Origin of the sequence: Silvibacterium bohemicum (assembly GCF_001006305.1) — a bacterium.
GTDB lineage: Bacteria > Acidobacteriota > Terriglobia > Terriglobales > Acidobacteriaceae > Silvibacterium > Silvibacterium bohemicum.
Map to the genome: position 1 here is coordinate 75,149 of NZ_LBHJ01000012.1, position 23,005 is coordinate 98,153.

The window sequence follows — 23,005 nt, forward strand, 5'->3', positions numbered from 1 at the left end:
AGCCGCTGAGGGAACGCCCCGCTCGCGCTGCAAAGGTTCGTCATCAATCTCAGCCCCGCCGATAGGGCGGGGCCATGTGGATGAAGCTATCGCCCTCTATTGCAGCAGATCGATCACGCTCGCGATGAAGTAGGTCAGCGGGTCATAGACCACCACATATCCATCGTAGTAGCCCACGCGGTAGCCGGGCGGTGGCGGCGGCAGCTGGCCGTAGAGATCCGGCGGCAGCGCGGAGAGATAGCCGATGTCTCCGTACGGGAAGTAGCCGCCTACCGTGAAGACCGGCCTCCTGGAGCGATTGATGAGTCCGAGCCGGTGCTGATAATAGCGGCGGAAATAGTCGCGGTTATCGGGGCGGAAGTTGTACGAAGGACGGTTTTGCGGCGGCCTGCCCCACTGTGGCGGGCGATGTGACGGCGGCCGATGATGTGCCGGAGGCCGTTGGCCGGGGTTCGGACGCGGCGGCGGATTTCCACCGGGGTTAGGACGCGAAGGCTGCGGGCGTGAAGGGCCAACCGGCCGAGGTCTTTGTCCACCAGGCTGCGGCCTCGCCGGGGCACCCGCGCCCGGTCTGCCGTTCCCGCCCGGTTTTCCATTTCCAGGGCCGCCGTTTCCTTGACCGGGACCTGGCCGCGACGGTTGCGGGCGTCCACCTCCGGGGTTGGGACGATTTCCCGGATTCTGGCCTCCGGGCCGGTTTCCGGGTTGATTACCGGGACGGTTGCCAGGCTGCCCACCCTGCTGAGGACGGTCGCCGGGCTTCGCATTCGGTGGCGGCTGCTGCTGTGGATTCTGCGCAACAATCGGCAGAGCTACGGCTAGGACGAAGAACAAAATTCCGCGGAATATCCGGCTCAACCAACTCTGCATCCGTATCTCCTCTGCGACCGCTCTGCCGGGCCAGCTTACTTCGATCACCATCGAAAGGCAATCGCATTTGCTGCCGACGTAGGCATGCCCAAACACATGAGGAGATGCTCTTCGACTTTCATTCGCTCGAGCGATAGGATCTGGAGAGATGGCACATCTCTTCGAAGCGCCCCGCTTTATCGCTGTTGAGGGTCCGCTGCGCGTGGGCAAGTCGACGCTCGCCGGGATCCTGGCCGAATCGCTCCATGCCCGCCGCGTCGCCGAGCCGGAGAATAATCCCTTCCTCGACCGCTTCTACCAGGCGCAGCCCGGGATAGGCTTTGCCACGCAGCTTTGGTTCCTCATGGAGCGGTACGAGCAGCTGAGGCAGCTGACGGACTTCGAGACTCCGGTGGTCTCCGATTATTTATTTGAAAAAGACAAGCTCTTTGCCTATGTCAATCTCAGCGACGCCGAGCTGGACCTCTACAAGCGCTACTACCAGATGTTTCGCGAGCAGCTTCCCACGCCCGACCTGGTCATCTATCTGCAAGCCACGCCAGAGGTGCTGAAACAGCGGCTGAAACGCAAAGGCGTGGCCGGCGAGCGCGCGATCAGCGATGCATATATCGAACAGGTGGCCGCAGCCTACGAACACTTCTTCTTCCACTACACGGCAAGCGACCTACTGATCGTGAACACCTCGGATATCGACTTCGTCCACAACAACCAGGACCTGCAACTGCTGCTGAAGCGCCTGTCGGAGCCGATCAAAGGCACGCAATACTTCCTGCCCCTGGGCGAGAACTCACCCTCGCGGCCGTAAGCCGTCAAAAGATTCTGAAGTTAACCACTACCACCATCTCCACCGCGACCGGATGCCCGTGATAGTACGCCGGCCTGAAGCGGTATTGCTTCACCGCCTCAACGGCCTTCTCATCCAGGCCCATGCCGAGCGAGCGCTCCACGTGGATGTGCGTGGGATTGCCGTGCTCATCCACGATCAGCGCGACCGGGCAGATGCCCTGATACTTGGCGCGCCGCGCCTCGTCGGAGAATTCCGGATCGACGGAGTAGATCACCACGGGAGCGGAGACTCCAGCGCCGGCGCTCATCACTCCACCGCCGTAGTCGCCGCCCGTGCCGGGTCCCACGCCATTACCGTTGCCCGGACCGATTCCACCGTGGTCGCCAGTTCCCAATCCTGACCTGCTTCCTGGTCCCTGCGAGGCCAGCGAAACCTGGGGCGACTGCGGCACGCCTACATTGGGCATGTTTGCATCAGGCAGTTGGATAGGCGGCATCACTACGGTTGCCTCGATCGGCAGCTTCGGAACCTCATTGCGGATAATCTGCGGTGGAGTGATCTGTTTGTCAGCGAATTTGGGCAGATGTCCCTTCGAGGCCTCGATGAGCTCGTGCGCGCCGCCTCCACCGCCTCCGCCCATGGCGTCTTTGCCAGAGAGGGTGATCGGCAGGTACGGCTTCACGTCAATGGGCGTGACCGCGATGCGGGTGGGAGCTACGATCTCTTTGCCTCCGGCAAAGACCACCAGGACGATCAAGGCCAGCGCCGAGACGTGCGCGCCCACGGACCAGAAGCTCATCCACGCGCTGCGCGCACCCAGCTTCAGCGGCTGAAAGGTAGGAATGCTGCGCGACCTCTCCGCCTGAAGAAGATGTTGCTCGACTCTGCCGATCAAGCTAGCCGGAGCCGCGACCCGCGCCAGCGCGCCATACATCGCCTGCTCCATCTCGGCATCGAATTCGTGTAGCTCTCGTTCGTTCATCGTCAGTCTCGATTTCTTTGCCGCCTCATGTCCAAACCGCTCGACTACTTTCATCTCAGCTCTGGCGCACCACCCGCGCGGCCTTTTCGCGAAGCAGGCGCAGGCTGCGCTGCAGATGGCTCTTCACGGTCGCAACCGGCATGTTGAGCGCACTGCCGATCTCGTCCGGGCTCATGTCTTCCTGATAGCGCAGAATCAGGACGGATCGCGGCACCGCCGGCAGCGAGCCGATCAACTGCTGCAGCTGCGCGCTCAGGGGAGGGTCGTCGTCCACGGGAGCGGGTTGCCGGTCGGGTATTTCGGGCAGCTCGCTCCAGTCCATCTGCACCTCCGGCCGCCGCTTGCGGCGGCGCAGCAGATCGATAGCCCGATGCACGGCAACGCGGCGCAGCCAGTGAAGAACATGCTGGTCTTCTTCAAGCTCGCCAAGCTTCGCGTGCAGCTCGAGGAAGACATCCTGCGCCGTCTCCTCGGCTGCGGAGCGGTCGCCGAGAATGCGGAGCGCGATGCTGAAGACCATCGACTGGTGCTCCAGCATGAGATTGCGAAAGCGCAGATGGTGTGAAAAGCTCGCCGTCACGTTGCCGTCTGAACAAATCGAAGAGTCCATCCGATTTGCCCTTCACTCCTCTATACGGAGGGTGGGACGGAGCGGAATGCAAAATGTTGGCCAGACGGGCGCGGGGTATGATTCGCTACGCTGGACCACGCTTACCGGCATAGACTTGCGTATATCTCAGGACGAGGAGAGAGCCTATGCGCAAGACAGCGAAAATCTTCATGAACAATCGCAGTCAGGCCGTGAGGCTGCCGAAAGAATTTCAGGTGGGCTCGCGTGAGGTCTTCATCCGCAAGGAGGGCAAGGACATCGTTCTCTCGCCTCGCCCCTCCGACTGGTCCGCTTACCTCGAAGAAGCACCCGCCGCATCCAGTGATTTCATGAGCAATGTCGAAGACCTTGCAGTGCAGGACCAATGTGTCCGCGATCTCGTGATCGAAAATTGGACGAGCCACGCCTGAGGCCTATACCGATCGCCTAAAGTCCCGCGCGATAAAGCAGGCGCTGGTTGTAGCGGTGCGTTGCCCACGCGCCCCAGATCATCGAAACCGGCCAGACGATGAATCCCGCATGCCCAAAGGTGATGATGAATGCGGGAATGGAGAGCACGATCATCACCACCGCTCCCCAGATCGTGCTGTAAAGCATACCCAGCGGACCGAAAAAGAGGGTCAGAATCAGGGAGAGCGCGACGCTCTTGGTGCGAGCAACGATTACCGTCTGAACAGGAATCTGGCTCATGAGAACAATCCTCGAATAGACGATTAGAGTAACGCGAAACCACTCAAGTAAGCTTGCCGGCAGGAATTTTGCCGACCGCGTTACCAACCGCCCGGCCCAAAGCCAACCCCGGCCTAGCTGATAATCTGAACACAACAATGAGCACCCTGAAAGCCGTACGCGGCACGCGGGATTTACTTCCGCCCGAAACAGAATTATGGAACCACGTCGAGGCCACCGCCCGGCGCGTCTTCTCGCGCTACAACTTCGGCGAGATCCGCACTCCCATCTTCGAAGACACCAGCCTTTTTGCTCGCGGAGTCGGCGAAGAGACCGACATCGTCTCGAAGGAGATGTACACGTGGGAAGATCGCGCGCGCCCGCAATCCGAGAAGGCGCAATCGCTCACGCTGCGCCCCGAGAACACCGCCGGCGTAGTCCGCGCCTACATCGAGCACAAGCTCGGCGACACCGGCCTGCTGCAGAAGCTCTTCTACATCGGGCCGCAGTTCCGGCGCGAGCGGCCGCAAAAGGGCCGCTATCGGCAGTTCTGGCAGATCGGCGCGGAAGTCATCGGACCCATCAGCGCGGGGTCCGAGTCGCCGTTGCGCGATGCCGAAGTTCTCGAAATGCTCGCAACCTTCCTCGATGAGCTGGGCATTCAAGGCTGGCACCTCGACATCAACTCCGTCGGATCGGCGACAGACCGGCCGCGCTATGTGGCCGCGCTTCGCGAGGCTCTCGCGCCGGTGAAGCACCTGATGTGCGAGGACAACCAGCGGCGCGCCGAAACCAACCCGCTGCGCGTGCTCGATTCCAAAGACGAGAAGGATCAGGAGATCATCGAGAAGCTGCCCAAGATCGCCGATTTTCTCGACGACGATTCCAAAGCGCACTTTGCCGCCGTTCTCGCTGCGCTGGACGCATGCGGCGTGCCGTACCACGTGAATCCGCGACTGGTGCGCGGCCTCGACTACTACACTCGCACCACCTTCGAATTTACCCACGGCGGATTAGGCGCGCAGAATGCGCTGCTCGGCGGCGGACGCTACGATGGACTCTCCGAAGCGATCGGCGGACCGAAGGCTCCGGGCATCGGCTTCGCCATGGGCGAAGACCGGCTGATTCTGACGCTCCAGGCCGCGCAAGAGCAGGCCGCCGGCCTGGCTGATTTCTTCATCGCGCCACTGTCTCCGGATCAGAATCCAGCAGCGCTCGAACTAGCCCGCGAGCTCCGTCGCGCAGGGCTACGCGTAGAGCTAGGCGACGGCAGCTTCCGGATGAAGAAGTCGTTTGAAATAGGAAACAAGCTGGCGAAGAAGATCGTTCTGCTGGGTGAGGACGAGGTGAAGTCCGGAATTCTCACCGTGAAAGACTTCGCTACTAGCGATCAGACGAAGGTTGCGCGTGAACAACTCCTGACGAGCTCCCATTAACGTAGGCGAAGATGTGGCCTTTCGCCCTACCCGCGATCGCCGAACCCGACGCGATACTCTTCCGCCATAAGAATCGAAAACGGTGTGCGCCCTGCCAGCACCAGCAGATCTCGATCTCCGCTCGCCAAGATATCTGCCTTTCCACTCTGGGCCAGATCGAGAAAGGGTTGATCTTTTGCATCCCGGCATAGCACTGGGCACGTCTTCCTGACATCGACAATTTTGCAGCAGGGTAGATACTCGGCCAGCAGTTCATGCCTATCCTCAGGTAGCAGGTGGAACTTGGGATAAGCAAGCACACGCGTGAGCTCAGGTAGCAGGTGGAACTTGGGATAAGCAAGCACACGCGTGAGCTCAGCTGCAGTATCGCGGGATAGAAGGGGCACACAGGCGTTCTCGCGCCAGTGATCCCGGAGCCAGCTCAGCTTCCCGCTCCGAAAGAGCAGAGCGGAAATAACCGTCGTTGTGTCGAAGACAACGCGCGGCTTCACTTGCCTTTACGCGCCCACAAAACAGCAGCCGTCACATCCTGCTCGTCGATTCCGAGTTGCTCCAGACGCGCTCGGACTTCATCTGCGCGGCTCCTCTGCAGCGGTCGCAGCACAATGCATTCCCCGTCGGTGCTAACGTCGAAATATTCGACTCCGCTGAAATGTGTCACTACGTTTTTCGGAAGAGTGATCTGGTTCTTCGATGTCTTCTTCGCCAGCATTCGTTCATTTTAAAGGAAACAAGGATTCCTTACCCGCCAAAAAGTTCTCTCTATGCAGAAGTTGAATGGGAGCGACTCAAGAGCCGCTTGTACAAGCGGTTCCGTATCGGGGCACAGCGCTAGCTGCAGAGCAATGTGTTCGGTTTCCCTAATCCTGGCAGGTGAAACTGGTTCCAGGCATTATTTGTAACCGTCCATGCGCACAATTGAGGCAGAGTTTACACGTCTCTCACCCGCCCACGAAAAAAAACGCAACTTTATTCTTCCCGCTTTTGCAGAGGCTTATCGCAACTTCGCTTGCGCATCCGGGTCCATCCGCATGTGCCACTTGTAAGGAGATGTAACCCATGAGCCTTTGCCGCTTCACCACTACTTCCAAACTGTTTCTCGCTGCCGCGATGCTGCTGCCCTTCGCAGCGCAGGCGCAATATTATCCGCGCCCCTACGCGCCCGCCGTTCCGGAGCAGCGCCCGTCATTCATCCTGGGAACAGCGCACGTCGACGGCCCTACCGATCACGACGACATCCGCGTCGATCGCTACGCGGGACGATTTCACTTTGTTCTACTCAAGGTGCGCTACGCGCCGATCCAATTCGATCACGTGCTGATTCACTACGGTGATGGCGATTCCGAGCCGCTGCCCGTGAACCAATACATCGGCCCCGGAGGAACCAGCCGCTGGATCGCGCTGCCCGGCGGCGAGCGCCACATCCGCAGCCTGGAGCTCTGGTATGCACGCGCCGACCAGCGTGATCGCAACCGGCCTGAGGTCGAGCTCTACGGGGCTCAGTAAATAGGTTTGCCGGGACCGGCGTCATCTGCCTTCAGGCGGAAACGGACTGGCCCTGGCTTTCGGCAACGGCAGCGAAAGCCGCCTTCGCCGCTTGTATCGTCTGCTCAAGGTTCTCGATCGTGTGTGCGGTGCTGAGAAAAACAGCTTCATACTGCGAGCAGGGTAGCCACACGCCCTGCTCCAGCATCGCTCGATGGAATCGCGCAAAGGCAGCGGTGTCAGAAGCCGCAGCAGTCGCGAAATCCGTCACCGGCTCCGCCGTGAAAAACCAGGTCCACATCGCGCCCACGCGATTTGTCGTCAGCGCAACGCCGGCTTTTGCAGCTTCAACCGCGACCCCTTCGGCCACCGCTTCGCTCATCGACTCAAGCTGCGAGTAAACCTCGGCGCGGTGCGCGATGAGATGCCCGACCGTGGCGATTCCAGCCGCCATGGCCAGCGGATTCCCACTCAGCGTTCCCGCCTGATAGACCGGCCCCAGCGGCGCCAGCATATTAATGATCTCCGCACGCCCGCCGAAAGCGGCGCAGGGCAGCCCGCCGCCCACAATCTTGCCCAGCGTCGTAAGGTCGGGGAGAATCCGATAAAGCTCCTGTGCGCCGCCCAGCGCGAGACGGAAGCCGGTCATCACTTCATCGAAGATCAGCAGCGAGCCTTCGAGCGTGGTGATTGCGCGCAGCGCTTCGAGATAACCCTCCGCCGGAGCGATGGTGCCCGCATTGCCCACCACCGGCTCGAGGATGATGCAGGCAATCTGATTTTTATACTTGGCGAAGGCCGCCTGCACCGCATCGATATCGTTGAAAGGCAGCGCCAGCGTGAGACCCGCAATCTCCTCCGGCACGCCCGCCGAACCGGGAATGCCGAAGGTAGCCACGCCCGAGCCGGCCTTCACCAGCAATCCATCGGAGTGACCGTGGTAGCAGCCCTCGAACTTGATGACATACTTGCGTCCCGTAAACGCCCGCGCCAGGCGGATGGCGGACATCGTGGCCTCCGTGCCCGAGCTGACGAAGCGCAGCTTCTCGATGGAGGGGAAGGCCTTCACCACCAGCTCCGCCAGATCGCCCTCCGCCGCCGTCGAGGCGCCGAAGCTGGCGCTGCGGCCGGCCGCCTGCTGAATCGCCTCCACAGCCGGAGGAAAAGCATGGCCCAGAATCATCGGCCCCCAGGAGCCGAAGTAATCGATGTAGCGATTGCCGTCCTCATCCCACAGGAAAGCGCCCTCGCCATGAACAACAAAGGGCGGTTCTCCACCCACAGCGCGAAAGGCGCGAACCGGCGAATCGACTCCGCCGGGCAAAAGTTTTTCAGCACGCTGCTGCAGGGTGCGGGAGCGGGTCAGTTTCATGCAACCAGTATATGAAGCGCGGCGCGCCTTACAGAATTTTGAACGTCTTACCTCTGATAAAATGTAAGACATGAGCACCCAAGTGACGACCATAAGCACCAAGGGACAGCTGGTAATCCCGGCGGAAATCCGCGCCCAGCTGGGAATCGAGCCGGGCACAAAGATCGCCGTGACCGTGGAAGGATCAAAGATCGTTCTGCAGCCCGTGAAGCAGTTGATTGAAGAACTGCACGGCATCACCAAGGGCGGCCCATCGATGGCGGACGAACTGATCGCGGAACGCCGGGAAGACGAGCGCCGCTGGCAGGAGCGCTGACCTGAGAAATGACCACGTACGTGCTCGATGCCAGCGCCCTGCTTCGCTATTTGGATCAAGAGCCAGGTTCTGATCGCGTCCGCGAGTTATTGGACTCATATGCCAATGCCCAAATCAAAATTGTGATTTCTGCGGTGCAGTGGGGGGAGATTGCCTGCAAACTCTTCCAATGCTATGACCGCGCCCGTTACGAATACATGATGTCGGGCCTTTATGGATTAGGGCTGCTGATTGAGCCAGCGTCGCCGGAGCGCGCAGTGCGTGCAGCAATCATTAAGGCAACCACGAAAATTGCCTACGCCGATGCGTTCTGCGTTGAGCTCGCTTTGGACTCGCCGCAAGATACCGTGGTCACGGCTGACTTTGGCTTCAGCCCCGCCGCCCACCTCGTCAACATCGAATTCCTGCCCACAAAGTAAAACCTACTTCCAGTTTGTCTGCTCTTCCAGATAAATCTTGGTGTAATCGAGATAATTCTTTGCGTATTTCAGGATCAGGTCCCGGTCGTCGGAGGTGAGCTCGCGCCGCACCTTGCCGGGCACGCCGGCGACGAGAGACCGCGGCGGAATAACCATGCCTTCGGGGATCAGGGCTCCGGCAGCCACAATCGAGCCCTCGCCGATGCGGGCGTTGTTCATGATGGTCGCGCCCATGCCGATGAGGCAGGCATCCTCGACGACGCAGCCATGGACCGTGGCATTGTGGCCGATGGTGACGTACTCGCCCACGATCACCGGATACAGATAGCGCATCCCATGCAGCACGGCGCAGTCCTGCACATTCGAGTGCGCGCCCACGCGGATGGAATGCACATCGCCGCGGATGACAGCATTCATCCACACGCTGGCATGCTCGCCAAGCACCACATCGCCGAGGACCTGCGCGGAGACGTCGACATAGCAGCTGTCGGGGATGACGGGGGTGTGTCCCTGGTAAGAGCGGATCATGAAATTAGTGTAGCGCCGGACGTCGTAAGTGACTTGGGTTTTGCACCGCACGAACTTCCCAGCCGTATTGAGCCAATCTCCGTTGCAGCGGAGCGTAATGTCATGTGCGAAGGAACGACAACACATGAAAGTGCGCGATGTTTCGCTTGATTGAGCGGGAAGGATGGCATCAGGTGGCACAGCGAGGAAGTCATCGCCAATTCGAGCACGCATTGAAACTGGGCAAGGTGACGATCGCGGGTCATCCATCTGCCGATATGGCGAAGGGGACGTACAATAACATTCTGAAGCAGGCAGGCCTCAAATGAAGGAATACGCCGTTATCTTTGAGAAGGCCGAAACCGGTTGGAGCGCCTACGTACCGGATCTTCCTGGACTGGGCGTCGCCGGATCGACATTTGAAGAGACCGAGCAGCTCGTCCGCGAAGGCGTCGCATTTCATATCGAAGGCCTGCGAGCCGATGGCGAACCCATCCCCGAGCCGACGACGCGGGTTATCGAAGTTGCCGTACCTGCCTGACGCGCCGCACGTCTGAGCCAGTCTTCCCCTCCCGATCATTTATCCTCGAAGAGATCATGTCAGAGCACGTTTCTGGGGATGCAATCCCTCTTTTGCCCGGCTATAACGAAGCCGAGCTGGACCAGGCTTTCGCCGCCGTCGCCGCTGAAGTAGACGCTTCGGCCAAGGCGCTTGCGACTCCTGACGCCGTCGAAGCCTTTCGTCTCCACTGGCTGGGCCGCAAGCAGGGCCGTCTCAAGGCCATCAGCGACGCGTGGCTGAAGTCCGCTCCCGTCGAGGCCAAAAAGCTCATCGGCCAGCGCTTCAATGTGCTGAAGGCTGCGATCGAAACGCGCCTGGAGACAGCGGGCCAGGCCAGCCACACGCATGCGCTCGATTCCGAGCGGATCGACATCACCCTCCCCGGCACAGAGCGCAAGCTTGGCGCCGAGCACCCTCTCATCAAAACGCAGAATGAGCTGCTGGCCATCTTCGCCCGCATCGGCTTTTCTGTCGGAGTGGGTCCCGAGGTCGAGACCGACTACTACAACTTCGAGTCGCTGAACTTCCCGCCCGGCCATCCCGCGCGCGACACCCAGGATACGCTCGTCATCGCGAACCAGGAGCGCAGGCCATTGCGCGACCGCCTTCTCATGCGCACGCACACCTCTCCGGTGCAGATCAAAACGATGGAGCAGCAGCCTCCGCCGGTGCGCATCGTCATCCCCGGCAAGGTGCACCGCAACGACGCGGCCGACGCCACGCACTCGCCCATCTTTCATCAGCTCGAAGGGCTCTGCGTCGACACCAACATCACCTTTGCCGACCTCAAGGGCACGCTGGACTACGCCATGAAGCAGCTCTTCGGCTCCAGCGTGAAGACACGCTTCTTCCCGTCCTTCTTCCCCTTCACCGAGCCCTCGGCCGACGTGCAGATCAGCTGTCCCTTCTGCGGCGGCAAAGGCTGCCGCAAGTGCAAACACTCGGGATGGATCGAGCTGCTCGGCTGCGGCATGGTCGACCCCGCGGTCTTCGGATTCGCGCAGCAAAAACAGCCGGCCTACGACCCCAAGAAGATCAGCGGCTTCGCCTTCGGCATGGGCATCGATCGCATCGCAATGATGAAATACGGCATCAGCGACATCAGCTTGATGTACTCGGGAGACCTGCGCTTTCTGGAGCAGTTCGCATGAAAATTCTCAGCTCCTGGCTTCGCTCCTACCTTCCGCAACTCAACGTAAACGATCGCCAGCTCGCCAACGATCTGACCCTGCGTGGCATCGCCGTGGAAGGCGTTTATTTTGTTGAAGGACACGACGGCGATCCCGATGAGGCAAGACACAACTCGCTCTTCGAGATGGACATCACCACCAACCGCGTCGACGCCATGAATCACTACGGCATCGCGCGTGAAGCGGCGATCATCTACGGACTCGCCCTGCAACCGCTCAACGCTTCCCTCGAAGATTTGTCATCCCGACCGGAGCGAAGCGAAGTGGAGGGACCTGCAGTTTCCTCGACCGCCTACCCCATCTTCATCGAAGAACCCAAGCTCTGCGGACGCTTCACCGCCCGCGTGCTGCGCGATGTGAAGATCCAGCCCTCGACCGGCATCGTCGTTGAGCGCTTTCGCCTGCTCGAGCAGAAGCTCATCTCGAACGCGGTCGACGCCAGCAACTACGTGATGTTCGCGATGGGCCAGCCCACTCACGCCTTCGACCTCGACAAGATCGAGGGCGGTATCGTCGTGCGCCGCGCTCGCAAGGGCGAGAAGCTGAAGACACTCGACGAAATCGAGCGCACACTCGATCCCGACGACCTCATCGTAGCCGACGAAAAGAAGCCGCTCGCCCTGGCCGGCGTCATGGGCGGATGGGATTCGCGCATCACGGCCGAAACGAAAAACGTGCTGGTCGAAGCCGCATGGTTCGATCAGACCAGCATTCGCCGCTCCTCCAAGCGGCACCTGCTGCACACGGACGCCTCGCATCGCTTCGAGCGCGGAGCCGACTTCAACGCTGCGCCCATCGCGTCCGCGCTGCTGAGCCGCATCATCCTCGAATCCGGTGGATACCAGCAAGGCGAATTCGCCGATGTCCTTATTCCCGAAGGCGAAGCGCGCACCGCGAAGCGTTCGAGCGTCAGCTTCAGCGTAGGCGAGGTGAAGCGCATCCTCGGCGCGACCGAGGATCCCGAAGGCATCACGGCTGCGGCGGCGGAGACCATCCTCTCCGGATTGGGCTGCGGTCTGCAGAAGACCGAATCCGCGAGCTACAACGTCACGCTGCCCAGCTGGCGTCTGGATTTGGAGCGCGAGATCGACCTCATCGAAGAAGTCGCGCGCCTCTACGGCTACAACCGCTTCCAGAACACGCTACCCGCCTTCTCGGGCTCCGTTGTCGAACTTTCCTGGGCAGAAAAGGAAGCCACCATCCGCCGCACACTACTCGCGCTGGGCTGGAACGAAGCCATCGCCTCGACCTTCTGTGCCGCGGCTGACGCGGAGCTCTTCGCGCCACAGCCTGCATCGGCCGTGGCCATGGGCAATCCGCTCAGCGAAGAGGCGGGAATGCTGCGCCCCTCGCTGCTGCCCGGCATGGTCGCCATGCTGTCGCTCAATCTCAATCGCGATGTCGAAGACGTGGCGCTCTATGAGATCGGAACGGCGTTCAGCGGCACTACCGAGAGGGTGGAAGAAAAGCCGTCGCTCGCCATCGGAGCCTCGGGCCGCGCCTTCGGCAACGCCGAGGTAAATTTCTACGACCTCAAGGGAACCATCGAAGAGCTGCTCGGCAAATTCTCTTCGCGCTCCGTCTATTTCGACGCGCTGCTGCTGCCGTCCTGGCTGCATCCCGGCCGTGCAGCGCGCATAGCCGTGGATGGAATCACCGTTGGATACTTCGGCCAGCTCCATCCCGCCGAAGCCGAGCGGCGCAAGTTAAAGCAGATCTGTTTTCTCGGAGAGCTTTCTCTCGATCGCTTGTATCGGCTTGCTCTGCGTCAGCCTCTGGTCCGCGAGCTCTCGAGGTTCCAGGCCGTGCGCCGTGATTTTTCGCTGCTTTTTCCCGACTCCGTCGCCTACGCGGCCATCGAGAACGCGCTCCAGGCGCTCGCCATTCCCGAGCTGCGCAGCTTCGCGCCAAAAGAAATCCTGCGCGACTCCCAGAGCAAGGCCGTGCCCGCAGGAAATTTCTCGCTGCTGCTGCGCACCGTCTTCCAGTCGAACGAGCGAACACTTCGCGAAGAGGAGCTGCAGGATTTCTCGCAGAAGATCATCGCCGCGATGGAATTCATCGGCGGACGGCTGCGAAGCTGATCCAGTTGCCAGTTGTACACAAGTAGGAACACCCGGCCCGCGAACCGCCCCTTTTTGGGGTTTCCACGGGTTTAGGAGCGCTATACTGCGCGAAGAGCTGTACGCAAAATTTTCCCCGTTTTAGAGGTGCCCCAGATGTCGACGCTTGCTCTCGAAGAAGCTCAACTCCCCATTGCCGCCGATGACTTCAACGCGCTCGAGCAGCGTGTGCTGCGCATGGTGGAGCTGCTCAAGCATGAACGTGAAACCCGCATCGCCGCCGAGCATCGCGTGCAGACGCTGGAGAACACCGTGCGCAGCCTGGAGGAGAGTGGACTCAACTCCGAGCAGCGCGCCGAGAATCTCCAGGAGAAGCTCGGAGACGCGGAGCACAGAATCGGCGAGCTCACGACTGAGACCACGCAGAATAACGACCAGATCCAGACGCTCGAGAAAGAGCGGGAGACCGTTCGCGGACGCGTGGAACGCCTGCTCAGGCAGCTGGACGAGATCCCGGCGTAATCAATCGGGCTTAAACCTATCGGAAGGAGTCAGCCGATGCCCCAGAACCAAAAGCCCCAGAGCGCGAACGGCGCCGAATCCATGGAAGCCATCACCGTCGATATCTACGACCAGACCTACCATCTGCGCGGCCATGACCCGGAGTACCTCCGGCGTCTGGCCGAGATGGTCGATACCAAGATGCGCGCCGTCGCCTCGCACGGCAAGACGGTCGACTCGCTGCGCGTAGCCGTGCTCGCCGCGCTCAATATCGCCGACGAGCTGGCCACACTCGAACACGCCACCCAGAGCCAGGGATCGCTGCGCACCCGCGCCCACTCCCTGGCCGGTCTGCTCGACGACGTACTGAGCGATGAACGCAAGATCGGCTAAAGAACACCAAAATCTCTGCCCGATCGCCAGAGGACACGAAGCGCACAAGCAAAGACCTCTGTGCACTCCGTGTCCTCTGGGGTAAATGCCCTTAAGCGCGTGCGGTAAATACCCGTCAACGCGGCTCCACTAAATCTCTTCAAAAATAGAAGATACCTTTTTTTCCCAGACATCTCCGAAGATGCAAGGCACAAGCGAAGTCCTCTGTGCTCTTAGTGTCCTCTGTGGTGAAAGCCCTTAAGCGTGTGCAGCGCATGCCCGTCCGCGCGGCGCCACTTCAGCCGGCGACCTGACGTTTGCCCAGGCTCTTGCGCACCGCAACCAGCGCCAGCACGCCGAAGATCGCTCCCAAAACAACCAGCACAGGCACGATATGCCGCGACGCCAGCTCCCCGACCTCGTGGACGATCTCCGGACCGTAGCGGATGGTCAACAGGCTGACGATGGTGAAGCGGATCACCCTGCCGGCAAAGATGGCGAGCATGAAATTCACCACGCGCATCTCGAAGACTCCCGCGGCGAAGACGAAGAGCTTCCAGGGAGTGGGCGGGGGCATCATCGAGGGGATGAGCAGGGCCAGGAACTCCTGCTTTCCGAAGCGGTCGCGGAGCTGTTCGTACTTCGCGCGATCGATGCGCTTGAGCAGGAAAAGTTCGCCTCCGGCGCGGCCGATGAAGTAGGGAACGAGACCGCCCAGCGAAGATCCTATCGATGCCATCAATACATAGAGATAGAAGTGGTGGGCGTCATTCCAGACATATCCGGCCACGATGAGATCCATGGGCACTGGAATTGAGCTGGAGTCGAGCGCGGCGATCAGTCCCACGCCCCAGAAACCGAGCGGCTTGAGAAATGCGAGGAGGAGCAACCGGTACTTATTCGAGAGAACTAGCAGCTTCTTCAATGCGATCCCTCATTTTGGGCATGATGGAGGGAGGGTTCGGTGCGGCCGCTCAGCAGCTCGAGCGCGTGGATTGCCAGGGGCAGCACGGCCCGCAGGGAGGTCAGCGCGCCGCGCGGGCTGCCGGGGAGATTCAGAACCAGGCTCTCGCCATGGCCTGAATCGCGCTGATTTCCGTTTGCAGGAGAGCGGTTAGCATCATTTGCAGGAGAGCGCTGAACATACACGGTCCCGCAGACTGCCCGGCTCAGTGCAGCATACGGAGTCTCCCGGCGGCCTTCGGCGCGCATCACCTCGGAGACACCTTCGAGCAGGCGATGGCAGACCGCGCGGGTGGCTTCCGGGGTGACGTCGCGCGGGGAAATGCCTGTCCCCCCGGTAGTTACCACCAGCGGGACCTGATTTGCGGCGGATCGAAGCGCGTCTTCTATGGCCTGCTGTTCGTCTGCTACTAATAAGCGCAGTCTTACGTCAAACCCATGCGTCGCCAGTTCCGTCGCAACCGCCGGTCCGGAGAGATCCACCCGCTGTCCCAGGGAACAGGAGTCGCTCACAGTAATCACTGCCGCTTCAATCATCCCTTCGATTGTAGGGCCAACCACATTGCGGAAATAAAACAACGCAGCGGAACCGGCGTAAAGGGTGAGAGAATATGTTCAGCTTCACCCGCGTGACCATCTGCGTTTCGGCGACGAATTTCGGCGTCCTTTGCGGATGCCTGGCAGGCCCAACGTTCTAGAATGCCGATCTCAGTAGTTCCAAACAGCCCTCCCGGCCCTCCGCCTCCCGCGGCGCCTGAGCCCCCGCGCCTCCGGCCGACCAACCGCTATGAGGATCTGAACCCTCACGAGCTGCTGAGCGTCATCGAGGAGCTCGAGGGCGATCGCAACTGGGCGGCTCTGCGCGAGAAAATCTGGATCGCGCTGATCGTTCACATGGTCATCTTCTGGTTCCTCTTCTACGGGCCCAGATACCTCTTCAATATCCGCGTGAAAGATCCCTCCCTGGTCCTGCGTGACCGGCAGAAGGAGATGACCTTCCTCGAGCTGCCGCCGGATGCGCTGAAGCAGATCAAGCCGAAGGACGCGAAAGCTATTTCGGATAAGAACCGGGTTCAGCAGTCGCCGCACCCGACGCTGGACAAGAAGACTTTGCGCGAGCTGGAGGCGATGAAGCGAGCGGGACCGCCGCAGCCCGTCCAGCAGCCTGCTCCTCCCGCTCCGCAGACGCCTGCCCCGCCGGCTCCCCAGGTAGCGCAGCAGCAGCCCACGCCTCCGGCCCAGCCGCTGCCCAATAACCAGCAGGCCAAGCTCGAGGCGCCCACACCGGCTCCTACCAAGCCCAATTTCCAGACCGGTCAGACTACCGTAGGCCAGCAGCTGCAGGACCTGGCCCGCAATGCGCGCAGCCACGGCGGCGAGTATAGCGGCGACGATGGTGCCGGAGCGCCGTCCCAGCATGGCGGCATGAACGGCGCCGTGGATGTGCTCAGCGACACCATGGGCGTCGACTTCGGGCCTTATATCCAGCGGGTGATTTTCGACACCAAGCGGGCCTGGTACCCCATCATTCCCGAAGCCGCGCAGCCGCCGCTCAACAAGCAGGGACGCGTGGGCATCCGCTTCAAGATCCTGCCCGACGGCAGCGTGAAGGAGATGCACCTGGAGCTGCCCTCGGGCGACGTATCGCTGGACCGCGCAGCCTGGGGCGGCATCACCGGGGCCTCGCCCTATCCGCAGCTGCCCAAGAACTTCAAAGGACCCTTTCTCGAGCTGCGCTTCTACTTCCTCTACAACATCCAGCCCGGCCAGGAGTAACTACCCGGACCGGAAGTAACTGCCCGGGCCGGAAGTGATCCCGAGGCGGTTCGGAACTCGATAGCGTCATGCTGACGAACGCGAAGCCCTCTGGATCGCCCGGATGTCGTTCCGTCATCCTTGGTTGAATATCAGGCGAGTTCGCGACTGTGTTTCGCGCTTACGTTATAGGTGGCGAGAGGCGCGTCTGTCTGGACTGCGGCGAAAGAGATTGCCGCGCGGTGAGCGCGGAATCCGGCCTCTCCACACAGCGGGCGCATTGGGAGTGCTTGGTGCCTGAATCCCATGTCGCTGGGAAAGCAGGCAACTGCCGCCGCAGATACAAAGCCTACACTCGAACAAGATGCTCAATCGGGGCTATGCCTATACCACAATCATCGGCGGCAAATACGATGGGCAAACCCTGCTGGCACACCTGGCAAGCCTTTACCCCCACTCAAGCCCACAAGAGTGGCAACAGGCACTGAACAACGGCGAAGTCGCTCTCAACGACATCACCGCCGATGGAAGCGAATCTGTCGCGGCAGGCCAGACCCTTGTCTGGAACCGGCCGCCCTGGATCGAGCCGGACGCCCCTCAACACTTTGAAGTCCTGTTCGATGACGCTTACCTGTTGGCCGTCAGCAAACCCAGCGGGCTGCCCACCCTCCCCGGCGGCGGCTTCATGGAAAACACCCTTCTGCGTCTGGTGCAAAAGCATGCCCCCAACGCAAACCCCGTCCACAGGTTGGGCCGGTGCACCTCCGGCATCGTCCTCTTTGCCAGGACACCGCAGGCGGCCTCGAATCTAACCGCAAGCTGGAACACGGCCAAAGTTCAAAAGATCTACCGCGCGCTGGCGCAAAACATTGCACAGCAGGACGTCTACGAAATTCTCACCCCCATCGGTCTCGTACCGCACCCGCGTCTCGGTTCCGTCTGGGCCGCCAGCCCCAACGGCAAACCGTCCAAGTCATTGGCAAGGGTGCTCACACGCACCACAAGCGCCACAACATTTGAGGTGACTCTATCTTCGGGCCGCCCTCATCAGATCAGAATCCATCTGGCCTCCATTGGCCATCCTCTGGTTGGCGATCCTCTATACGGCGTAACCGGCCAGCCTCTTGAAAATCACCCCGGCCTCCCCGGCGATGGAGGATATTTCCTGCACGCGGAATTTCTGAATTTCCAGCACCCCATCACCGGAGAACAAATCCATCTTGAGGCAGCGCTGCCGTCTGGATTCCCATTGCAGTAGTCGCTCCCGGCGCCAATCAAATCCTGGCGCGAATCAAATCTGCGCGATCGTTGAAACCTGCGCGATCCCGCCATTTCGAATTCTGACGAAGCGAGTTTCAGGTCTGTTCCACGAAGCGGTTGGCAGCGGCGGAGCCAATTTTTCCGGACACAAGGGGCCGGGGAGCAACCGCTGTCCGGAGGTAATATCAATTCCACGCCGCCGGATCGATCCCCGGAAGCCTGCTTGCCGGAAGAAACCGATTGAAATCGGCGGGCTGGGAGCTGCATGACATTCTGCCGGGAGTAATGTGCGCTGTTTATGAACGGCCGTATGCGGCTGCGAGCCGCAATAGAATAAGCCTGTGGACGTACGGGAACGATTGAAGCGCCGCCAGGTGACCGGGCTGCTGGTGATTGCCGCACTGATCGCGATCTTCGCGCTGTGGCGGGCAGCTCCGCACTCCGTGTTTGCGCCGGGATGGTGGCGTTTTTGGTAAATCCCAACTCCCTTTCGCCCGAGTCCTTGCTCCCCGGTTCTTCGCTTCCCGCCCCGCTGCTCGTAGTACTCCTCGGCCCCACGGCCAGCGGCAAGACCGCGCTTTCCCTCGCGCTGGCGGAGCGCTTCGGCGGTGAAATCGTCAGCTGCGATTCAGTAGCCGTCTATCGCGAGATGGAGATCGGCACCGCCAAGCCTTCGCCGGCCGAGCGGCAACGCGCCCCGCATCATCTCATCGATGTCTTCGCGCCGAACCAGCAATGCACGGCCGGGGATTACGCGCGGCTGGCGCGCGCCGCTCTCGCCGGCATCGCATCGCGGTCCAGGCTGCCCATTGTGACCGGAGGAACGGGGCTGTATCTGCGCGCCCTGATCGACGGATTGTTCCCCGGACCGCAGCGCTCCGAGGATCTGCGGGCGCGGCTGGAGCGGAGCCGTGCGCTACATGGGGGAGCATGGCTGTGGCGCATCCTGCATCGTCTGGACCCGGTGACGGCGGCAAGAATTCACTCAAACGACACGCCGAAGCTGATCCGCGCCATCGAGGTGTGCCTGGCCTCGCGGCTGCCCATCTCCGAGGCGTGGCAGGCGGGCCGCGACCGGCTCACCGGATATCGCATTCTCCGCATCGGCCTCGATCCCGAACGGAAGGCGCTCTACGCGCGCATCAACCAGCGTGCCGCGCAGATGTTCTCCGAGGGATTGGTCGAAGAAACGCGCCGGCTCATCGAGAAATTCGGGGAACCACCCGCAGGACCTGTGCGGGGACCGCTGGACTCACTCGGCTATAAGCAGGCTCGCGCCGTTCTCCAGGGAGAGATGACGGTAGCGGAGGCGATTCCCGCCGCGCAGCAGGGGCATCGCAACTACGCCAAGCGCCAGCTCACGTGGTTTCGCCGCGAGCCGGAGGTGCAGTGGCTCAAAGGCTTCGGCGACGAGGCGGAGGTTGTTCGCGCTGCGGAGATGGCGGTTGAAGCGGCAATGCGGACCACTTAAAACCCGCTCAATCGCCACGTCATTCTGAGCGTAGCGAAGAATCTCGGCGATGTGGTTGGGCCATCATCGCCGAGATTCTTCCTCCCGTTGGTCGTCGAAATGACGGTTTCTATGTAGAGTAAACGGCGCTACTTCGACTCCGGAGCCTGGTCCAGTCCGCGATACTTCAGCATCGGTTCGATGCGCGGCTTCGATCCCAGCCATGCGGCATACAGCTCTTCGAGATCTTCGGTGTTGCCACGCGACAACACCATCTTGCGGAAGCGGTCGCCATTGGCTCGCGTGAGTCCGCCGTGGTCTTCGAACCATTGGTAGGCGTCGTCGTCCAGCATCTCGCTCCAGAGATACGCGTAATAACCAGCCGCATAACCGCTGCCCCAGATGTGCGAAAAGTAGGAAGAACGATAACGCGGCGGCACATATCTGATCGATAAGTGCGTCTTGCTCAGCGCCTGGGCTTCGAACTCGTCCGGATGCTGCAGCGGTGCATCGGCGGGAAGCGTATGCCATTGCATATCGAGCTCGGCAGCAGCGACCAGCTCGGTGAGCGCGTAGCCCTGGTTGAAGCGGGAGGATTGTTTGATCTTCGCCGCCAGCTCGGCGGGCATGGGCTCGCCCGTCTGATAGTGCTTGGCGTAATGGCTGAAGACGGAGGGATAGAGCGCCCAGTGCTCGTTGAACTGCGAGGGAAATTCAACAAAATCGCGGGGAACGTCGGTGCCCGCGAGCAGCGGATATTCGGTGTCGGAGAACATGCCGTGCAGCGCGTGCCCGAACTCGTGGAACATGGTGGTGACATCGCTGAAGCTGATGAGCGCAGGCTGGCCCGGCGCAGGCTTGGTGAAGTTCGCCACGTTGTAGACCACCGGCAGCGTGCCCAGCAGCCTGGACTGGCCGACGAACTCGCTCATCCACGCGCCGCCGTTCTTGTTGTCGCGCTTGAAGTAATCGCAATAGAAGAGCGCGAGCGGCTTGTGGCCGGCGTCGAAGACCTCGAAGACGCGCACATCCGGGTGATAGACGGGGATATCCTTGCGCTCTTCGAAGGTGATCCCGTAGAGCTGGCCGGCCGCGTAGAAGACGCCGTTCTCAAGGACGTTGTTCAGCTCGAAATAGGGTTTCACCTGGGACTCGTCGAGATCGTAACGAGCCTTACGTACCTGCTCAGCGTAGAAATTCCAATCCCAGGGCTGGAGCGTGAAGCCGCCATGCTGGTTATCGATGAGAGCCTGAATGTCTTTGGCCTCGCCGGCAGCCTTGGCGGTTGCCGCCGGCACCAGCCCATCCATGAAGGCAAGCGCGGCCGAGGGCGTCTTGGCCATCTGGTCTTCGAGCTTCCAGGCCGCGAAGCTGGGATAGCCGAGCAGCTTGGCCTTCTGGGCGCGAAGCTGGGCCAGGCGCGCAATCGTATCGCGCGTATCGTTCGCGTCGCCGCGTACGGCGCGTGTCCATGAAGCTTGGAACAACGCCTGCCGGGTGGCGCGGTCGCTCAGCCCGGCGAGATCGGGCTGCTGCGTGGTGTTCTGCAGCGGCAGCAGGTAGCCTTCTTTGCCGCGTCCCTTCGCCGCCTGCTCCGCGGCGGCAATCTGGGCGTCATTGAGGCCGGCGAGCGCAGCTTTGTCCGGGGTGAAGTACGCAGCTTCCTTGGTGGCGTCGAGCAGCTTGGAGGAGAAGGCATTCGACAGCGATGAGGCCTCCTCATTCAGCTTCTTCAGCGTGGCCTTGTCGGCCGGGGAGAGCTTCGCGCCGGCGTGGACGAACCTCTGGTAGTAGATCTCGACCAGGCGCAGCGATTCGGCATCGAGATGCAGCGAACCGCGCTGCTGGTAGATCGCCTCGACACGCCGAAAGAGCTTGTCGTTCAGGTAAATCGCGTCGTCGTGCGCAGCCAGCTTGGGCGCCTCGATCTTCTTCACTTCCTGCAGCGTGGGGTTGGTGTTCGCGCCAGTGACGCCATCGAAGGCCTGCGTGGCGCGGTTGAAAAGCTCGCCGCTCTTTTCCATGGCCACCAGCGTGTTTTCGAGGGTAGGAGGCGCGGGATTGTCGGCGATGGCTTCGATCTCACGAAGCTGCTGCGCCATGCCGGCCTCGATGGCAGGCTGGTAATCGCTGTCCTTGATCTTGTCGAAGGGCGGCGCGTGAAAAGGCAACGTGCTGGGAGCGTAGAAGGGATTGCTGGGGCCGAAGTCCATAGTGGTAAACGCCATTGCGGGGGAGGGAGCGGAAAAGAGTATGCCGGCGACGAGCACGCCAGCGGCGGTCAGAATGCGGAGATGTGCCATGCCAGGTCTATCCTGCGAGGCTGAATTGAGCATGAATTTCACTGCAGCAGATTGTAGCGGGCTTCGAATCCAGCCGTCAGCTACTTCCCGCGGTGGAAAAGACCTGCTCGACCGAGCCACCGGCGACCCTATAAATGGCATATTGCCGGTCTTTCTTTCCGGCCAATTCGAAGATCAGCTCGGCGCGATTGTCGGCGTCGGTGTCGGCTGCATCGACCAGCTGCATGCGCGGGATTACATCGAGTTCATCTTCGCTGGTGACCTGCTTGTAGATCACCTGCGGCGTGCCGTTGAAGTCCGGCTGCGCGATAAGCAGGACGTATTTCACCTTGCCGTCAGGCATGGTGCTCTGCGCCGAAAAGACCAGCGTGGCGCCGCCGCCAAAAGTCAGCGCGTAGGCCTTGAACTGCTCGTTCGCAAGCTCGGGCAGCGCCGGCGCAGTAGGCTTCTTCGCCGTCCGGTGCGTGGTCCCAGGATGAGTCGCGGTCTGACTTGCAGCCGCCGTGGTTGTTTTCTTGGCCGGGGCAGGCTGGCTGGAGATGGCAGGCTGCATCGGCTTCCCGGCGAGCAGGTTCTTCGCCATGTCCTCGAGCGCGGACTGCATCTTCTTTTCGGTGTCGGGATCGGTCCAGGAATAAACAAAGTTATGCGGCTCCCGGGTCTTTATGTCGGAGACCGCGACCATCTGCTCAAGATTTTCCGGCTTCCCGGCCAGCTTGGCAATCTCGACATTGGACGGCACGTCGAGCGATTCGAGATTCGTCGGGACGCCCCGGCGCAGGCGCGGTCGATCGGGATCGACATCCATGGTGGCCGAGACCGGCGCGCCGTTGTCGCTGGAATTGCTCCCGGAACTCCCATGACGGTGCAGCGTGGGACGATCAGGATCGACCGAAGGAGCATTGCCGCTGCCCGAGGAGCTTCCGGAATCGCCACTGCCTGAAGTCGAACCGCTTCCAGACGCAGAACCCGTACCCGAGCCGCTATTCGAACCGGAGCTGCCGCCAGCATTGGACGTGTTTCCCGAGTTCGACCCGCTGCCCGAATCCGTTCGCTTATGCAGCGTAGGACGGTCGGGATCGACAGGCGGCGCGTTGCTGGCGGTTTTATCAGAGCCCGAGCCGGTGCCAGTT

At 61.2% G+C, this 23,005-nt stretch carries 28 protein-coding genes; 16 read left to right on the plus strand and 12 right to left on the minus strand.

What is annotated here, in order from left to right; all coding sequences use genetic code 11:
* Positions 1–96: 96 nt before the first annotated feature.
* A complete protein-coding gene (locus XX99_RS16710; protein WP_156186043.1) occupies positions 97–870 on the minus strand; it encodes a hypothetical protein in 774 nt (257 codons plus the stop codon).
* A gap of 148 nt (positions 871–1,018) precedes the next feature.
* On the opposite strand from XX99_RS16710, the gene XX99_RS16715 reads away from it, so the two are divergent.
* The gene (locus XX99_RS16715; protein WP_050060563.1) at positions 1,019–1,675 is read left to right on the plus strand and encodes a deoxynucleoside kinase; all 657 of its coding nucleotides are present in this window, start codon (positions 1,019–1,021) and stop codon (positions 1,673–1,675) included.
* A 4-nt stretch (positions 1,676–1,679) separates the two neighbouring features.
* Here XX99_RS16715 and XX99_RS16720 read toward each other — a convergent pair whose 3' ends face one another.
* Both XX99_RS16720 and XX99_RS16725 read right to left on the minus strand, forming a co-directional pair.
* Complete coding sequence (locus tag XX99_RS16720; RefSeq protein ID WP_156186044.1) at positions 1,680–2,639, minus strand: energy transducer TonB; 960 nt, start codon at positions 2,637–2,639, stop codon at positions 1,680–1,682.
* A gap of 55 nt (positions 2,640–2,694) precedes the next feature.
* The gene (locus tag XX99_RS16725; protein ID WP_156186045.1) at positions 2,695–3,249 is read right to left on the minus strand and encodes an RNA polymerase sigma factor; all 555 of its coding nucleotides are present in this window, start codon (positions 3,247–3,249) and stop codon (positions 2,695–2,697) included.
* A 146-nt stretch (positions 3,250–3,395) separates the two neighbouring features.
* Between XX99_RS16725 and XX99_RS16730 the strand changes: the two genes are divergently transcribed.
* The gene (locus XX99_RS16730; protein WP_082125655.1) at positions 3,396–3,659 is read left to right on the plus strand and encodes an antitoxin; all 264 of its coding nucleotides are present in this window, start codon (positions 3,396–3,398) and stop codon (positions 3,657–3,659) included.
* A gap of 16 nt (positions 3,660–3,675) precedes the next feature.
* Here XX99_RS16730 and XX99_RS16735 read toward each other — a convergent pair whose 3' ends face one another.
* On the minus strand, positions 3,676–3,939 hold the full coding sequence (locus tag XX99_RS16735; RefSeq protein WP_050060565.1) for a hypothetical protein: 264 nt from the start codon (positions 3,937–3,939) through the stop codon (positions 3,676–3,678).
* A gap of 137 nt (positions 3,940–4,076) precedes the next feature.
* Between XX99_RS16735 and hisS the strand changes: the two genes are divergently transcribed.
* On the plus strand, positions 4,077–5,354 hold the full coding sequence (gene hisS / locus XX99_RS16740) for a histidine--tRNA ligase (RefSeq protein WP_050060566.1): 1,278 nt from the start codon (positions 4,077–4,079) through the stop codon (positions 5,352–5,354).
* Positions 5,355–5,380: 26 nt separating this feature from the next.
* On the opposite strand, the gene XX99_RS16745 is transcribed toward hisS, so the two are convergent.
* Together XX99_RS16745 and XX99_RS16750 are read right to left on the minus strand one after the other, a co-directional pair.
* Complete coding sequence (locus XX99_RS16745; RefSeq protein WP_050060567.1) at positions 5,381–5,845, minus strand: putative toxin-antitoxin system toxin component, PIN family; 465 nt, start codon at positions 5,843–5,845, stop codon at positions 5,381–5,383.
* Positions 5,842–6,066, minus strand: a complete 225-nt coding sequence (locus tag XX99_RS16750; RefSeq protein WP_050060568.1) for a hypothetical protein — start codon at positions 6,064–6,066, stop codon at positions 5,842–5,844. Before XX99_RS16750 ends, XX99_RS16745 begins: the two co-directional genes overlap by 4 nt.
* A 347-nt stretch (positions 6,067–6,413) precedes the next feature.
* Between XX99_RS16750 and XX99_RS16755 the strand changes: the two genes are divergently transcribed.
* Complete coding sequence (locus tag XX99_RS16755) at positions 6,414–6,860, plus strand: hypothetical protein (RefSeq protein ID WP_050060569.1); 447 nt, start codon at positions 6,414–6,416, stop codon at positions 6,858–6,860.
* A 31-nt stretch (positions 6,861–6,891) separates the two neighbouring features.
* Here the strand turns inward: XX99_RS16755 and hemL are convergent, their stop codons facing one another.
* Positions 6,892–8,211 carry a glutamate-1-semialdehyde 2,1-aminomutase gene (hemL, locus tag XX99_RS16760; protein ID WP_050060570.1) on the minus strand — a complete coding sequence of 440 codons (1,320 nt, stop codon included), beginning with the start codon at positions 8,209–8,211 and terminating at the stop codon, positions 6,892–6,894.
* Positions 8,212–8,293: 82 nt separating this feature from the next.
* Between hemL and XX99_RS16765 the strand changes: the two genes are divergently transcribed.
* The gene (locus tag XX99_RS16765; protein WP_184085014.1) at positions 8,294–8,527 is read left to right on the plus strand and encodes an AbrB/MazE/SpoVT family DNA-binding domain-containing protein; all 234 of its coding nucleotides are present in this window, start codon (positions 8,294–8,296) and stop codon (positions 8,525–8,527) included.
* Positions 8,528–8,535: 8 nt separating this feature from the next.
* Positions 8,536–8,946, plus strand: a complete 411-nt coding sequence (locus XX99_RS16770; protein ID WP_050060572.1) for a PIN domain-containing protein — start codon at positions 8,536–8,538, stop codon at positions 8,944–8,946.
* Positions 8,947–8,949: 3 nt separating this feature from the next.
* Here the strand turns inward: XX99_RS16770 and XX99_RS16775 are convergent, their stop codons facing one another.
* Positions 8,950–9,474: a gamma carbonic anhydrase family protein gene (locus tag XX99_RS16775; RefSeq protein WP_050061106.1), complete on the minus strand. Its 525-nt coding sequence runs from the start codon at positions 9,472–9,474 to the stop codon at positions 8,950–8,952.
* Positions 9,475–9,611: 137 nt separating this feature from the next.
* Here XX99_RS16775 and XX99_RS26785 point away from each other — a divergent pair, with 137 nt between their 5' ends.
* The 6 genes from XX99_RS26785 (at position 9,612) to XX99_RS16800 (ending at position 14,162) form a co-directional block, all read left to right on the plus strand.
* Positions 9,612–9,782 carry a type II toxin-antitoxin system HicA family toxin gene (locus tag XX99_RS26785; RefSeq protein ID WP_156186046.1) on the plus strand — a complete coding sequence of 57 codons (171 nt, stop codon included), beginning with the start codon at positions 9,612–9,614 and terminating at the stop codon, positions 9,780–9,782.
* A complete protein-coding gene (locus tag XX99_RS16780; RefSeq protein WP_050060573.1) occupies positions 9,779–9,994 on the plus strand; it encodes a type II toxin-antitoxin system HicB family antitoxin in 216 nt (71 codons plus the stop codon). The genes XX99_RS26785 and XX99_RS16780 overlap by 4 nt, the downstream gene beginning before the upstream one ends.
* Before the next feature lie 56 nt (positions 9,995–10,050).
* Positions 10,051–11,166 carry a phenylalanine--tRNA ligase subunit alpha gene (gene pheS, locus XX99_RS16785; RefSeq protein ID WP_082125656.1) on the plus strand — a complete coding sequence of 372 codons (1,116 nt, stop codon included), beginning with the start codon at positions 10,051–10,053 and terminating at the stop codon, positions 11,164–11,166.
* Entirely contained in the window at positions 11,163–13,289 is a 2,127-nt protein-coding gene (gene pheT, locus XX99_RS16790; protein ID WP_050060574.1) for a phenylalanine--tRNA ligase subunit beta, read from the plus strand. The genes pheS and pheT overlap by 4 nt, the downstream gene beginning before the upstream one ends.
* 135 nt (positions 13,290–13,424) lie before the next feature.
* Positions 13,425–13,790: a hypothetical protein gene (locus tag XX99_RS16795; protein WP_050060575.1), complete on the plus strand. Its 366-nt coding sequence runs from the start codon at positions 13,425–13,427 to the stop codon at positions 13,788–13,790.
* A 36-nt stretch (positions 13,791–13,826) separates the two neighbouring features.
* Positions 13,827–14,162 (plus strand): cell division protein ZapA, encoded by a 336-nt coding sequence (locus XX99_RS16800; protein ID WP_050060576.1) that lies wholly within the window; start codon positions 13,827–13,829, stop codon positions 14,160–14,162.
* A gap of 277 nt (positions 14,163–14,439) precedes the next feature.
* On the opposite strand, the gene XX99_RS16805 is transcribed toward XX99_RS16800, so the two are convergent.
* Positions 14,440–15,066 (minus strand): YqaA family protein, encoded by a 627-nt coding sequence (locus tag XX99_RS16805; RefSeq protein ID WP_050060577.1) that lies wholly within the window; start codon positions 15,064–15,066, stop codon positions 14,440–14,442.
* On the minus strand, positions 15,063–15,641 hold the full coding sequence (locus XX99_RS16810) for a MogA/MoaB family molybdenum cofactor biosynthesis protein (RefSeq protein WP_050061108.1): 579 nt from the start codon (positions 15,639–15,641) through the stop codon (positions 15,063–15,065). Before XX99_RS16810 ends, XX99_RS16805 begins: the two co-directional genes overlap by 4 nt.
* Before the next feature lie 162 nt (positions 15,642–15,803).
* Here XX99_RS16810 and XX99_RS16815 point away from each other — a divergent pair, with 162 nt between their 5' ends.
* From XX99_RS16815 to miaA, 4 genes are all read left to right on the plus strand, one after another.
* Entirely contained in the window at positions 15,804–16,880 is a 1,077-nt protein-coding gene (locus tag XX99_RS16815) for an energy transducer TonB family protein (protein WP_050060578.1), read from the plus strand.
* Between the two features lie 343 nt (positions 16,881–17,223).
* A complete protein-coding gene (locus XX99_RS16820) occupies positions 17,224–18,117 on the plus strand; it encodes an RluA family pseudouridine synthase (RefSeq protein ID WP_050060579.1) in 894 nt (297 codons plus the stop codon).
* A 343-nt stretch (positions 18,118–18,460) separates the two neighbouring features.
* Positions 18,461–18,595 (plus strand): hypothetical protein, encoded by a 135-nt coding sequence (locus XX99_RS28415; RefSeq protein WP_260315396.1) that lies wholly within the window; start codon positions 18,461–18,463, stop codon positions 18,593–18,595.
* Positions 18,589–19,590: a tRNA (adenosine(37)-N6)-dimethylallyltransferase MiaA gene (miaA, locus tag XX99_RS16825; protein ID WP_231581447.1), complete on the plus strand. Its 1,002-nt coding sequence runs from the start codon at positions 18,589–18,591 to the stop codon at positions 19,588–19,590. Before XX99_RS28415 ends, miaA begins: the two co-directional genes overlap by 7 nt.
* 128 nt (positions 19,591–19,718) lie before the next feature.
* Here the strand turns inward: miaA and dcp are convergent, their stop codons facing one another.
* On the minus strand, positions 19,719–21,872 hold the full coding sequence (gene dcp / locus XX99_RS16830) for a peptidyl-dipeptidase Dcp (protein WP_050061110.1): 2,154 nt from the start codon (positions 21,870–21,872) through the stop codon (positions 19,719–19,721).
* Positions 21,873–21,948: 76 nt separating this feature from the next.
* The coding region (locus tag XX99_RS16835; protein ID WP_197081899.1) for a hypothetical protein at positions 21,949–23,005 on the minus strand (1,057 nt) is incomplete at its 5' end.